Below are 14,013 nucleotides of genomic sequence, written 5' to 3'. Positions count from 1 at the left end.
CCCCCAACAGGATGTCGATCAGCACGGCGACCTCCTCAGGGATCGGCTGACCTGGGAAAACGGGCCTCTCATCACCATGCGGCGGCGAACCCGGATCGTCAAGCCGGTTCGGGTTCCCAGATTCGTACGCTATGGTGCGCGGCGAGGGGAGTACCTCGCTCAGAGCGCTGCGGTCATCACGGACGTCCCGGTACGTCCCCGTACGTTCGCCCGTGCCGTCACGGGTGAGGGAGACCTCGGACGATGACTCATGTCCGAGGAGGTTTCCCCGATGCTCGAATCCATCGCGTCGCCCCAGCTGTGGGCGATCAGCATTCTGGTGCTGCTCGCGCTGCTCGCGGCCGATTTCTTCGTCACCCGACGGCCGCATGACGTGCCGATGCGCGAGGCGGTCGGCTGGTCGGTCTTCTACCTGACCCTGCCGGCCGTGTTCGGCCTGGTCCTGTGGTGGGTGTACGGCAGCCGGCCGGCCATCGAGTTCTACACCGGTTTCGTCGTCGAGAAATCCCTGTCGGTCGACAACCTGTTCGTCTTCATGCTGCTGCTCGGTGCCTTCGCGGTGCCGCCGGCGCTGGCTCAGCGGGTGCTGCTGTACGGCATCGTCGGCGCCCTGGTGCTGCGTGGCGTCTTCATCGCGGCCGGCGCGGCCGTGCTTCAGGCCGGCACGTGGGCGTTCCTGCTGTTCGGGGCGGTGCTGCTGCTGACCGCGGTGAAGGTGATGCGGGACGCGGCGCGCGGTGACGAACATCAGATCGACATCGACCAGATGCGCAGCGTGCGGCTGATGCGCCGGTTCTTCCCGGTCACCAAGGACTACCGCGGGGCCAAGATGGTCGTGCGCGAGGGCGGCCGCCGCGCCCTGACCCCGCTCGCCGTGGTCGTGGTCGCGGTGTTCATGACCGACATCGTGTTCGCCGTCGACTCGGTGCCGGCCGTGTACGGCGTGACCGAGGACCCCTATCTGGTCTTCGCCACCAACGCGTTCGCCCTGATGGGCCTGCGGGCGCTGTACTTCGTGCTCCGCAACGTCCTCGACAAGCTGCGCCACCTCGACTACGGCCTGGCCATCATTTTGGCCTTCATCGGCGTGAAGCTGGTGCTGCACTGGGCGCACGGCATCTGGACGTCCCTGCCCGAGGTGCCGACCCTGGCCTCGCTCGGCTTCATCGCCCTCACCCTGATCACGGTCACCATCACCAGCCTCGTGGCGAACCGCCGCGACGCCGCCGCCGTGGCCGAGAAGGAGCTCGTCAGATAGCCACGTTGTCCTCGATGACCACCCCGCTGTGCACCGGCTCGCCGGGGCGCGGGTCGAAGAGCACGGCCGGACCGCCGGGCTCGACGAATTCGTTGCCCCGGATCGTGAGGTCGCGAACCGGGCCGGACTCCCACCATTCCTGCGCGTCGCCGGACACGTAGATGGCGGCCATTCCGGTGCGCTCGAACCGGTTTCCCTCGATGAGCGCCGGGCGCCGGGTGGTGACGAGCACGGCCCGGGTCGGCGTGTTCCGGAAGACGTTCCGCACGATCTCGACCTCGGGGGTACGGGTGGTGTTCTCCACCGCCGCGACGCCCGCGAGGCCGTCGGGAAGCGGCCCGTCGGCCGTCAGCAGGATGCTGGTGAGCGGCCCGTCGTGGTCGCGGCCGCTGGGCTGGAGCACGTGCCGTACGCGGGCTCCGGCCAGCGGCCGCAGGGTCTCCCGGTCGACGATCTCGACCTCGTCGCCGGGCGCGAACAGGGGCAGGCCCGCGGTCTCCGGATGGGCGAACTGGAGGAGCAGGGTGTCCGGTCGCGGCTGGGCGGCGACGCGCAGATAGGTGCCGTGGACGTTGATCGGGTCGTCGTGCGAGCCGTCGAATTGGCAGCCCCGCACGGCGACGCGGCCCCAGCAGCCGGAGACCTGGAGGAAGTCGGCGAAGCCGGCCGTGTGCCGCCCCGCGCCGGGCGGGGTGCGGAACTCGCAGTCCTCGACCGTGAGGCCGGAGCTGTTCTGCGCGACCACCCCGAAGCTGTGCAGATAGCGGAAGCGCAGCCCGGAGAGGGTGACGTCGGCGCTGCCGTCGATCAGGGCGCCGGGGTGGTCACGCGTGGTCCGGCGCATCGCGTAGACCAGCCCCGCGTCTGAAGGGTGCATGTCATGGACGTACTCGATCCGAATCTCTCGTGGTCCCACCCGGCGCATGGCCCGGACGCCCTCGAACAGCGGGTTGGGACCGCGCCAGGTGCGACCGGCGGAGGGGTCGAAGATCTGGGTGTAGTCGAGCCCGTCCCGGCCCCACCAGGTGTAGCCACCGGCCGGAGTGCGCTCGCCGTGCCAGTGCACGGAGGTGCCGACGATGGTGAAGGGGGTGACCGCGGGAACCTGGATCACCCGGTGGCCGGGGCCGGCCTCGATCACCGTGGCGTCGACGACGGTCGGCACCGCGAAGTCGAACTCGAGGCCCTCCACGCGGACGCGCCTCGAGTCGAGGACGGCGAACGTCGTCTGGAGGCCGTGCAGGACGATCCGCGCGCCCTCCCCCGCGATGACGAGGTCGTCGGCCCCCTCGACGAGCAGGCCGACCGTCTTGGTGCGATAGCGCGGGTCGGCGCCGACGGTGTTGGAGACGTACAGCTCCCGCCGGTTCTCCTCCCGCGGCCACAGGTGGTGCTCCCCCGGCGGGATCCGCACCGTCACCGGCCCCGGGGTCGCGGCCGCCGCCCGCACCGCCGCCTGGATGTCCTCCACCCGGTCAGCCCGTGAAGGTGAAGGCCAGGCGGGCCCGGGCGGCCCGGTACTCCGCGGCCGAGCGCACGGCCGGTCCGCAGCTGGCCGAGCCCAGACCGGTCACGCCGGCCGCCAGGTGGACCCAGAGCAGATCGCCCTCGACCAGGTCGGACGCGTGCCGGGCCTCTTCGAGCCGGCGGGTCGGCCACGGGCGTACGGCCAGCTCGAACGGCTGATCGCCGGCGATGCTCACCCCACCGTCGGGATTGGACAGTGTCAACCGGCTCACCGCCGAGCGGTTGCCGTTTTCCTGCGGCACCACGTACGGCGTCTGGAACTCCCGGACCGTCATGCCGTACTGCCCGTGCCGCACGGCGGCGCGGGAGTCGGGATAGCTCTCGCCGGGGCCCAGGCCGAGCCAGTCGATCCAGGCCGAGCCCGGCTCGGCCGTCCGCAGAGCCAGTGCCACCCCGAGCCGCGGCAGGGGCAGCCGCCACTCGCCGCGCCGGTCGATGTCCACCTCGAGCCGCCACGCCTCACCCAGGGCGGCCCACCGATATTCCACCTCGAAACCGCTGTCCAGTCCGGGTGCGCCGTAGTGGACCCGGCGGCGCCACCACGTCTCGTCCTCCCCCTCCTCCACGGTCCGCTCGACGAGCTGGTGCAGCCCGGCCGCGCGCCACCGCTCCTCCAGCGAGAACCGGTCGTTCTCGGTCGGCGCCCGCCAGGCGTCCAGGGTGAGCGCCACGATCGGGAACGGGCCCAGCTTCGCCGGCCGTCCGGGGCGCAACGGCCCGGTGGCGGCGGGCGCCTTGGCCGTGGCCCGGCGCTGGACGAAGGACACGGGACCGCCGTCGACGGTCGCCGTGACGGTCAGGTCGGCGCCCTCCGGCAGCGCGATCCGCTCGGAGGAGAGCGGGGCGACGGCCGGCACGTCGAGCACACCCTCGTCGACGACCATGTCGTCGGCCTCGGCCGTCCAGTTGAAGGTCACCTTGTCGGTGGTGGTGAAACTCCACCGGTTCTCCACGACGAGGTCGTCGCCGTCGATCCGCAGGCGCACGGGAGCGATCACCGCCGCGAACTCGGCCAGGCCGGGCGACGGCGTCCGGTCGGGCAGGACGAGCCCGTCGATGACGAAGGAGCCGTCGTGCACGGTCTCACCGAAGTCGCCGCCGTACAGACCCTCCTCGCCGAGGCCGTGGTCGATCCACTCCCAGATGAAGCCGCCGGCCAGCCGCGGATGGGCGTCGATGACGGCCTCGTAGTCGGCCAGGCCGCCCGGCCCGTTGCCCATCGCGTGGCCGTACTCGCACATGATCATCGGCAGGCCGCGGCGGCGCCGGTCCCGGCCGGGGTCCGCCAGGGCCGGCTCCTCGCCCCGGCCGATCGCCTCCAGCTCGTCGTAGCCCGGGTACATCCGGCTGTAGACGTCGACGCTCTCGCACTCGGCGTCCTGCTCGTAGTGCACGGGACGGCCCGGGTCGCGCTCGGCCGTCCAGCGGGCGTTGGCGGCCAGGTTGCGGCCCCAGCCCGCCTCGTTGCCGAGCGACCACATGACCACGCTGGTCGCGTTTTTGTCGCGCTCCACCATGCGCCGCATCCGGTCGAGGTAGACATCGGTCCAGGCCGGGTCGTCGGACGGGTTGCCGCGCCAGTCGACCAGCGAGAAGCCGTGCGTCTCGATGTCGCACTCGTCGATCACGTAGAGGCCGTGCCGGTCGCACAGCTGGAGGAAGTACGGGTCGGGCGGGTAGTGGCTCGTGCGTACGGCGTTGATGTGGTGCTGTTTCATCAGCGCGACGTCGCGCTCCATCACCTCGCGCGACACCGCCCGGCCGCAGTGCGGGTCGAAGTCGTGCCGGTTGACGCCGCGGAACACCAGCGGCGCGCCGTTGAGCAACAGGCGGCCACCCTCGACGCTCACGGTCCGGAAGCCGACGTCGAGCGTGACGGTCTCGGCGCCGGTGCTCACCACGAGCTGGTACAGCTGCGGATCCTCGGCCGACCAGGGCTGAACGTCGGCCAGGGGCGAGGACAGCTCCCACCGCACGGGCCGGGTGCTCGTCGCCTCGACCGTCAGCGTGCCGCTGCCCTCGATGTGGTCGTAGCCGGCGACGACCCGGACATCGTCGATGCCTCCCTCGGGCCGATGCAGCAGCGCCACCGACCGGAAGATGCCGGACAGCCACCACTGGTCCTGATCCTCGACGTAGCTGCCGAAGCTCCACTGGTGCACCCGCACCGCGAGAACGTCGTCGCCACCGGTCAGCGCCTCGGTCACGTCGAACTCGACGGTCAGCCGGCTGCCCGAGGAGCTCCCGATGGAGACGCCGTTCAGCCACACCTCGAACCACGAGTCGACACCGTCGAAGCGCAGCAGCACGCGCCCGCCGTCCCAGTCCTCCGGCCGGTGCACGATCCGCCGGTATTCGCCGGTCGGATTCGCCTCGGGCACCCGGGGCGGGTCGATGGGAAAGGGATAACGCACATTGGTGTACGCCGGTGAGCCGTACCCGTAAAGCTGCCAATGCCCGGGAACCGGGATCTCGTCCCAGTCCTCCCCCGGATCGCCCGGCCGCTTCCCGGTCTCCGCCGTCGGCGACCACGCGAACCGCCAGAGCCCGTCGAGCGACAGGACACCGGCGTCGGTGGCCACCCGGGCCCGCGGGGGCGCCGCGCCGGTGGGTGGCGCGATGGTCTCGTACGCAGCGGTCATAGCAACCTCACACGCTCACCGGAGGACAGGTCCACCTTCGTTTGTACGCCGTCCACGGCGACGATGACGGTCGCGGGGCCGGCCTTGTTCCTCGCTTGCAAGCTCACCTCGGTGGGCCGGACCCGGCCGTCGGCCGTTTCCCAGGCCAGATCGACCGCGACACCGGGCCGTGCGACCAGCCCGGTCACCCGCCCCCGCGGCCACTGCGCGGGCACGGCCGGCAGCAGGTCGATGACCCCGGCGTGGCTCTGCACGAGCATCTCGGCCACCGCGGCGACGTAGCCGAGGTTGCCGTCGATCTGGAACGGCGGGTGCGCCGAGAACAGGTTCGGATAGAGACCGCCGCGCTCACCCGTGCGCTCGGCCGGCGCCGGCCGCAGCACCAGGTCGAGCAGCCGTGACACGTTCTCCGGCTGGCGGAGCCTTGCCCGCAGGGCCAGTTTCCAGGCGAGGGACCAGCCGGTGGACTCGTCACCCCGCGCGTCCAGGCTGCGGGACACCGCCGCCCGGATCGCGGGATCGTCCGGGGTGTCACCGGGATAGGCGCAGACCAGGTGACTGACATGCCGGTGACCGGGCTCGGCCTGCGGTGGATCGCCGAGCCACTCGGAGATCAGCCCGTCGGCGCCGACCGCCGGGGCCGGCATCCGCTTCCGTGCCGCGATCACCTCGGCCACGAGCGGGTCCCCCTCGTCGCCGCGCGCGACGACCATGTCGAACAGCCCGGCGATCAGCGCCAGATCCATCGTGGACGACCGGCCGGCCGCCACCGGCCGCCCGTCGGCGCTCAGGTAGTGGTTCTCGGGCGACGTGGAGGGCGAGGTGCCCAGGGTGCCGTCCGGGTTGGGCACCAGCCAGTCGAGGCAGAACTCGGCGGCGCCGCGCAGCACCGGCCAGGCGCGGGGTTCGTCCCGCAGCAGCCAGCACAGCCACACCCCGCCCATCGGCCAGAACGCCCACGACGGGTCGGCCTGGCCCCGGCCGACCGGCGACGTGAAGGCCCACGCGTCGGTGTTGTGGTGCGTCACCCAGCCGCGCGCCCGGTAGAGGTCGCGGGCGGTGGCGCGGCCCCTGTCGGCCAGCGCTTCCAGCAGATCCACCACCGGGTCCAGGCAGTCGTCGAGATCGGCCGTCCGCGCCGCCCAGTAGTTCATCTGGGTGTTGACGTTGACGGTGTAGTTGGAGCTCCACGGCGGCCGCATCTCGTTGTTCCACAGGCCTTGCAGCGTCGAGGGCAGCCCGCCCGGAGCGGACGAGCAGAGGGCCAGATAGCGGCCGTACTGGAAGAGCAGGGCCGCCGTCTTCTGCTCCACCGCCAGCGTGGTGCGGCCGAAACGCTTGGCGTACGCCGCCACGTGCCGCGCCCTGTCGCCGGCCCGGGACACCCGGTCCTCGGCCTTCGCCTTCGCCGACGCCGCATCGCCCTCCGGCCGCCGGCCGATGCCGGCGAAGGTCGTCGCGGTCGCCAGCACCAGCTGCAGCCGCCGGATCCCCTGCGCCCCGCCGGCTCGTGCCCGGCCGTCGTGCACCGCCCGCAGCACCACGGCCCCGCGCAGCGCCGCCTCACCCCAGACCGGCTCCCGATCGGGCTCGTGCGGCGGCGGCATGTCACTGGGCATCCGCACCGTGAGCCAATCGCCGCCGCGGCCCAGCACCATCAGCGGGGAGTCGAGCGCCCATTCGACGTCGACGGCGTCGCCCGCGTCCAGCGTCAGCACGAGCACACCGTCGGCGTGCGAGACGAAACACTCCCAGACCAGCTCGACCCCACCGAGCCGATAGCTCACCCGGTGCGTCGCCGTCAGAAGATCGAGTTCCCGGCGGTACGCCTCGGCGCCCTCCCCGTTTCCGGCCGGCGTCACGGTGACGTACAGGTCGGCGAAGGGCAGGTAGGCCTGTGACCAGCCGCCCTGAAGGTGCTTGAGGTGCCGTTCGGCCTCGGCCGGTTCGCCCCGGTCGAGAGCCGCGCGGGCGGCTTCCAGAGCCGACGCGGCCCGGTCCGGGTCGATGTGGCTGTTGGCCGGTTCGTTGGCCGGGCTGCCCGACCAGGCCGTACCGTCGTTGATCTGCAGGTGCTCCCGGCCCGGGGTGCCGTAGACCATGGCACCCAGGCGGCCATCACCCAGCGGGTAGGCCTCCAGCCACTCGGCGGCCGGTGTGGCCGACCAGAGCAGCCGCTCGGGTTCGAGGGTGGCCTTCTCCGGCATCGGCTTCTCCTATTTCAGGCGCAACGTGCGGATCTCCCACGGCCGCATCGGCAGTTCACCGGCGTCCACCGGCGCATCGACCGGACGACCAAGAAGATCGACTTCAACGGCCGCTCCCGTCACCGAGGCCACGGTGCCGACCGGCGTCATGGCAACGAGGCGCAGCTCCACGCCGTCGCTGGTGCGGCGCACCGCGGACACGGACACACCACTCCCCCCAACCTCGATGCCGGTGACATCCGCGGGAAGCGGCCCACCGGCCGCAGCCCCGCCCCGCTGCCAGAGCCCGGGCGACCGGAACGCCTCGCCGTGCCGCACCGCGTCCCCGGCTTCCCAGGCCGCCGGCAGCACAGCAAGGTGGACGGTGAAGTCATTGCCGAGCTCCTGGCCCCCGGGGATGGGAATCTCGGAGGCGGCCGGCTCGTCACGCAGCGGGTGAAGGTTGACACTGATGGAACCGACAGCCCGCAGCAGGGTCAGGGCCAGCTCGTTACCGTCGGCGACCACCTCGTACTCGGTGGGACCGGCCAGCAGCACCGTGGCGTCACCGGCCGAGACAAAACCCGAGGCGGGATAGGTGGGGAGGGGGAACTCGCCCCAGCCGCCCTCAGCGTCGAGACCACGTGTGGTCACCGAGAACTGTCCCTCGGCGGCTGACCCGGTCACGGACCGTCCCAGCGGGACGTGGAAGCGCAGCCGATGATCGGCGACGACGTTGACAAAGGAGAGGGCCAACCGGACAAATGGTTCACCGGACCGAAGCTCGACCCGCGTCCTGATCGTCATCTCGAGCGTCTCGTGACGACGCTGATCGGGAGTGTCGTCGCTCAACGCGGCGGGCAACTGATAGACCCGCTCGATCTCGACGGCGGCACGAACGGGGCCGGTCTCCACGACACGCACATCAACCGACGAGGGAACCTCGACCAGGGTGTCGGCCGCCGGCGGTCCGTAGTTGTAGCTGTCGCCGCGGTCGCCGCCGTCGACGAGCCGCCCGACGCCGTGCAGGATGGTGCCGTCAGCGCCATGGACCGACAGTGTGCCGTCGGGTAGCACTTCCACCGCGATCAGCCCGTTGCCCAGCGAGGACGTGGTGGCGAAGAGCGCCGGTTCCGACTGCGTGTCCACAGGGCTCGCGGTTGTCCACAGCCCCGCACTTGATGTTGGCCGATTTTGGGATAATGGGCCAGGACGGGGGCCCCCTTGGGAGGGCGGGGTCGGCGTTGTCGACGGGCTCGGTGACGCGACCGCCGGAACGAAACGAACGGCCACACGCCCGGACGGCCCGACCGGCACGGCCGTCAACACATGCCGACGGGGCTCGGCGAACGTCCGCACCCGCCACGACCCGCCATGCTCGGCCACTGCCCGCCTCAACCCACCCCGCAACGCCATCAGGTCGAACTCGGTCGCGCCCGGCACCTCCGCCACCCAGAACGTCAGTAGCCCCAGCGCGATCTCGTAACGGTCGATCTCCTGCCCGAACAACTCGCGGCGGTGGATGCGGCGCAATACCCGCTCCACCTCCTCCGCCTTCCACGTCTCGTCGGCCAGCAGTTCCGGCGTACGACCCAACTCCTGCACCGGCAACCGCCGCCCGTCGGCCGTCACCGCCTCCAGCGGGCCCTCCCCCGCCGCCACCGTCGCCTCCACCACGACCGTGCTCGCGGTCGTTCGCGTGTTGACCGCCAGGTACGCGTCGGACGGGACCTCCTTCGCGAGCGCCACCAACGCGCTGTCCCGCACCGCGCGGGCCAGCTGGGCCGCCTCCGCGAGCCGGGCCGCCACCTGCTCCACCGTCTCGTCTGTTCCCGAGCCGACCACGGAGTCGTGGGCCGACGACTCGATGACGCGCCGCCAGCCGCGTTCGAGGAAGGGCTCCGTCCGGTCGAGCGGCTCGTCCAGCGACACCCTTTCCGCCTCGTCCAGCAGCCGTTCCGCCGTGGCCATCGCGTCCTTCAGGCCCCGCCGGATCGACAGCACGCCGGGCAGGATGTTGGCGCGGGCGTGGCTTCGGAGTTCTCCTCGCACCTCGGGCAGGTCGGCCTCCGGTGGGAGCCGTTCGACGTATTCGGCCAGGGTGGCCACGGCTATCGGCAGCACCGGCGAGTCGAAGCGGCGCACCAGGTCCATCAGGTCGGGCCGGGGCGCCGAGTGGTCGGTGCCGACCATGCCCAGGATCGGGTCGTCACCCCAGCGGTCCGCCGTCAGGGTCCGATATTCGCGCAGCGCCTGCGGGATCCGGTCCCGCACGAGCAGCACGTCCAGGCCGTTGCCGTAGCCGTCGAAGAGATATTCCGTGCGCACGCTCGACCCGTCGGGCGCGACCCAGCGGAACGCGTGCCCGCCCACCGAAGCCGGCACGCCCCGCCAGAGTGCGGCGTGCCTGATCCCGGCCCGGGCCAGGATCTGCGGCATCTGGGCCACGTGACCGAACATGTCGGGCAGATAGCCGATCGGCATGGCCGCGCCGAGCTTGCGGGCGCCGGCCCAGCCGAGCTGGAGGTTGCGCACGATCGTCTCGCCGGAGCAGAGGAACTCGTCGAGCAGGATCAGCCACGGGCCGAGCGCGAGCTGCCCTCGGCTCACGGCGGCCCGCACGCGTTCGGTGTTGTCGGGCCGGATCTCCAGGTAGTCCTCGATGGCGGCGGCCTGACCGTCCAGAGTGAACCGAAATCCGGGTTCGCTCTCGGCCATGTCCAGCACCCGGTCGAGCGCGTCGACGAGGCGGTGCCGGAACACCTGGAACGGCTCGTACCATTCGCGGTCCCAGTGGGTGTGCGGGACGAGCACGATGCCGGGGTCGGTCATCGCGGGTCCTCCTGTCGCAGCCGGGCCAGCCCACCGGCGGGCACGCCGATGACCACGGGCCCGGCGGTCAGCCGGCGACGTTCGTCGAGGATCAGCCGTCCGCGCGCGTCGCGAATCTCCAGCATGACCTCACGGTCGACGGCGTTGAGAACGACCGTGGGACTGTCGTCGGCGTTGGCTATCAACAGTTCCCGGCAATCGACGAGATTGATGGGGTACGGCGCGTAGCGCGCCACAAGATGCACCTCGCCGGCCGCAACTGTCACTTGTGGATAGAGCAGATCCGGCCGGTGCGGCGTCAACCGGCCGTGCAGCAACAGATCGCGATGCTCCCGCCAGAAACCGAGCCAGAAAGCGAGCGCCTCCGCCTGCGGAGCGGGCAGGTGCAAAAGGTCAACGGACACTTGCGGTACGCCCAGGAGCGCGTTGATGAGGTGATAAGCGACCCGTTCCGCGGTGTCGTCCGGCGCCCACATGATGGGGTCGCTGTGGATCGGCACGCCGGGGCGGGCCAGGCGCAGGTCGAGGATGCCGACCCGGTTCTGCGCCGCGCTCAACGGGCAGTCACCGACCCTGATCATCGAGGCGTAGCGGCCCGCCGCCGGGTGGATGTAGGGCTCGCGGAATTCGATCAGCGGTTCCGGGCCGAGTTCCCGCAGCGACGTGACCACCTCGTCCATCAGCTGGACGACGGCGTCGGTGTGCGGGCCGAAGCGCTCGAAGAAGTCGAGTTTGACGCCGTCGGCGCCCGTCCCGGCCACCAGGTCCCGGATCCGGGAGACCAGATGGGCGCGCGCGGTGGCGTCGCGGGGGTCCAGGATCTGGGCCTCCAGCGCGGGATCGTCGGCCAGGACGGCGAGGCCGAGATCGCGGGCCGGCGAGCGGTGGCCGATGAACGGCGTGCCGATCCACCACATCGTGCGCAGGCCGGCCTCGCGCAGCTTGGTGACGAGCCCGGCCGGGTCGGGGAACTTCTCCTCGGCCACGGTCCAGTCGCCGGCCGAGGAGTAGCCGCGGCCGTGGTCGGTGGTCTGCCAGCCGTCGTCGATGATGACGGTGCCGAAGCCCAGTTCGGCGGCCCGGGTGGCCGGGTCGAGCACGGCGTCGGCCGTCACGTGCTGGTGGGCGAAGTACCAGGTGCACAGCACCGGGTCCTCAGCGCCGGGTGCCTCGAGATGACCGGCCGCGCCTTGGAGCCATCGACCGGCGCCGGTCACCGCCTCGGCGAAGGACGCCGAGGACGAGTCCAGGTAGAGCCGCACCTCGTCGGCGCCGGTGGCCGTCACCATGATGACGAACTCGGCCGTCTCCTCGACCAGGCCGGCCCGCACGTGGATCGAGCCGGTGCCGGCGTCCACGGCGTAGGCGAGCAGGGCCCGGTCACGACCTGCCAGCAGGGCGCCCAAAGGCAGACCCTGCAACGGCGACGAGTCGACGGCATCAGCCCACGACGGTGGAATGGTCGCGTGCGGCAGCGTGCTTCCGGGCCTCCACCACGCGACCGCGTCGGTCGCCGGGATGGTGACGGTGAACGTGAGTTCGTCGCGACCGGGGCGGAAGGTCGCCTCGGTGATTGCCGGCCCCACATGACGTACCTCGGCCGGGGCTTTGGCGCGCAAGCCCGGCGCGACCGGAGTCTCCCGCCGGGGTGTGGTTTCGCCGGGCACCCATACGACGTCGGTCATTTGCTTCCCGTAAATGAGATGCCCCCGATGATCTGGCGCTGAGCAAGGAAGAACAGCACGACGCAGGGGATGGTGACCACGAGTGTGGTGGCCATCAGCAGCGGCGTGTCGGTGCCGTTGACCGACTGAAATCCGGCCAGGGCGAGCGGCAGCGTCTTCCACTTGTCGGTGGTCAGGAAGATCGCCGCCTGGAAGAAGTTGTTCCAGTACGACATGAACTGGAGCACGCCGACCGCGACCAGGATCGGGCGCGACAGCGGCAGGTAGATGGAGAACCAGATCCGGAACCAGCCGGCGCCGTCGATGAGGGCGGCGTCGGTGAGCGACTCGGGCAGCCGCAGGTAGAACTGGCGGAACAGGAAGATGAAGAACGCCGACCCGAAGAACGTGGGCAGGATGATGGGATAGAGCGTGTTCAGCATGTCCAGGTTCTTGAACAGGATGAACTGCGGCACGATCGTCACCTCCTGCGGCAGGAGCAGGGTCGACAGCACGAGCGCGAACAGGATGCCCGCGCCGCGCGCTTTGATGCGGGCGAAGGCGAAGCCGATCAGCGACGACGACAGGGCGACCGCCACGACCGGGATCAGCGTGCTCAGCAACGAATTGGTGAGGTAGCGCCAGAACGGGAACGAGCCCAGCGCGTCCGAGAAGTTCGACCACTGCCACTGGATCGGCCAGATGGCGATGCCCGCGTCCGAGACGCCGGCGGGAGTGCGCAGGGCGGTCGCGATCATCCACAGGAACGGGTAGATGAAGATGACCGAGCCGACCAGGAGGAGCGCGACCGTGGCGATCCGACCGCCCTTGCTGTCACGACTGGTGGCTGACACGACGCCTCCTTCGTTTCTGTGGGCGCTGTGATTCGTAGTAGACCCAGAACGCGCTGCCGCGGAACACCAGCGCCGTGAGCAGCATGATCATCACGAAGAGGATCCAGGCCAGGGCCGAGGCGTATCCGGTGCGGAAGAACGAGAACGCGTTCTGGTAGAGGTAGAGGACGTAGAAGAGCAGTGAGTCCTTGGGGCCGCCGCCGTTCTGCGTGACGACGTACCCCTGGGTGAAGGTCTGCATGGCGTAGATGAGCCCGGTCACCGCGTTGAAGAAGATGACCGGACTCAGCTGCGGCACGGTGATGTTCCAGAGCTTGCGCCACCGGCCGGCCCCGTCGAGCTCGGCCGCCTCGTAGAGCTCGGTCGGGATGTCCTGGAGGCCGGCCAGATAGATGACCATGTTGCCGCCGACGGTCCACAGGCTGGTCAGGATGACCGCGGGCAGCGCCCAGTGCGCGTCGAAGAGCCAGTTCGGCCCGTCGATGCCCACCAGGCCCAGCACGCCGTTGACGAGGCCGTGGTTGGGGTTGAACACCCAGATGAAGAGCACCGTCTGCGCCACCCCGGTGACCAGGGACGGCAGATACCAGACGGTACGCAGGAGGTGGATGCCCCGCACCTTCACGTTCATCAGCAGCGCGACGGCCAGCGACAGCACCGTCTGCAGAGGGACGCTGACCACGGCGTACACCAGAGTGACCTTGATGGCCTGGCCGAGGCGCGGGTCGCTGACCGCCTCGCGGTAGTTGTCGAGCCCGACGAACTTCGCCGGGTCGATGAGATCCCAGTCCAAGAAGGACAGGATCAGCGAGTACACCATGGGGCCGGCCGTGAAGAGCAGGAAGCCGACCACCCAGGGCGACACGAAGGCCCAGAACGCCGCCGTGGTGCGGCTCATCCAGCGCGCACGCACGGCGACCCACAGTCCCGCCCCCACGACCGCGAACACCGCGGCGAGCAGGATGACGAACGAGAGAATCGGCCGCAGCTCCTCGACGACGTTCAGTCGGGCCAGGAACTCCTCGAGCGCCGTCACGATCTGCGACATGC

The 14,013-nt window shown here is 70.6% G+C and carries 8 protein-coding genes; 1 reads left to right on the top strand and 7 read right to left on the bottom strand.

Features of this window, described 5'->3' with window-relative positions; genetic code table 11:
• The first annotated feature begins 271 nt into the window (after window positions 1-271).
• Complete coding sequence (locus ACQP2X_RS15820; protein ID WP_498697661.1) at window positions 272-1,258, top strand: TerC/Alx family metal homeostasis membrane protein; 987 nt, start codon at window positions 272-274, stop codon at window positions 1,256-1,258.
• Here the strand turns inward: ACQP2X_RS15820 and ACQP2X_RS15815 are convergent.
• From ACQP2X_RS15815 to ACQP2X_RS15785, 7 genes are read right to left on the bottom strand one after another with little or no spacing between them, the layout of a single operon-like run.
• Window positions 1,251-2,729 (bottom strand): right-handed parallel beta-helix repeat-containing protein, encoded by a 1,479-nt coding sequence (locus ACQP2X_RS15815; RefSeq protein ID WP_498697658.1) that lies wholly within the window; start codon window positions 2,727-2,729, stop codon window positions 1,251-1,253. The genes ACQP2X_RS15820 and ACQP2X_RS15815 overlap by 8 nt on opposite strands.
• A gap of 4 nt (window positions 2,730-2,733) precedes the next feature.
• The gene (locus ACQP2X_RS15810; RefSeq protein WP_498697656.1) at window positions 2,734-5,427 is read right to left on the bottom strand and encodes a glycoside hydrolase family 2 TIM barrel-domain containing protein; all 2,694 of its coding nucleotides are present in this window, start codon (window positions 5,425-5,427) and stop codon (window positions 2,734-2,736) included.
• On the bottom strand, window positions 5,424-7,634 hold the full coding sequence (locus ACQP2X_RS15805) for a glycosyl hydrolase family 95 catalytic domain-containing protein (RefSeq protein WP_498697653.1): 2,211 nt from the start codon (window positions 7,632-7,634) through the stop codon (window positions 5,424-5,426). The genes ACQP2X_RS15810 and ACQP2X_RS15805 overlap by 4 nt, the downstream gene beginning before the upstream one ends.
• Window positions 7,635-7,643: 9 nt before the next feature.
• Window positions 7,644-10,445, bottom strand: coding sequence for a glycoside hydrolase family 38 N-terminal domain-containing protein (locus tag ACQP2X_RS15800; RefSeq protein WP_498697652.1), 2,802 nt, complete (start codon window positions 10,443-10,445; stop codon window positions 7,644-7,646).
• Entirely contained in the window at window positions 10,442-12,130 is a 1,689-nt protein-coding gene (locus ACQP2X_RS15795) for a glycoside hydrolase family 36 protein (RefSeq protein WP_498697651.1), read from the bottom strand. The genes ACQP2X_RS15800 and ACQP2X_RS15795 overlap by 4 nt, the downstream gene beginning before the upstream one ends.
• Window positions 12,127-12,963 carry a carbohydrate ABC transporter permease gene (locus ACQP2X_RS15790; RefSeq protein ID WP_498697648.1) on the bottom strand — a complete coding sequence of 279 codons (837 nt, stop codon included), beginning with the start codon at window positions 12,961-12,963 and terminating at the stop codon, window positions 12,127-12,129. The genes ACQP2X_RS15795 and ACQP2X_RS15790 overlap by 4 nt, the downstream gene beginning before the upstream one ends.
• Window positions 12,944-14,011, bottom strand: coding sequence for a carbohydrate ABC transporter permease (locus ACQP2X_RS15785; RefSeq protein WP_498697647.1), 1,068 nt, complete (start codon window positions 14,009-14,011; stop codon window positions 12,944-12,946). Before ACQP2X_RS15785 ends, ACQP2X_RS15790 begins: the two co-directional genes overlap by 20 nt.
• Window positions 14,012-14,013 lie beyond the last annotated feature (2 nt).

This window comes from Actinoplanes sp. CA-131856, from assembly GCF_050956135.1.
In the GTDB taxonomy this organism is placed as follows: Bacteria; Actinomycetota; Actinomycetes; order Mycobacteriales; family Micromonosporaceae; genus Actinoplanes.
This window is presented reverse-complemented; position numbering and strand designations above follow the sequence as displayed.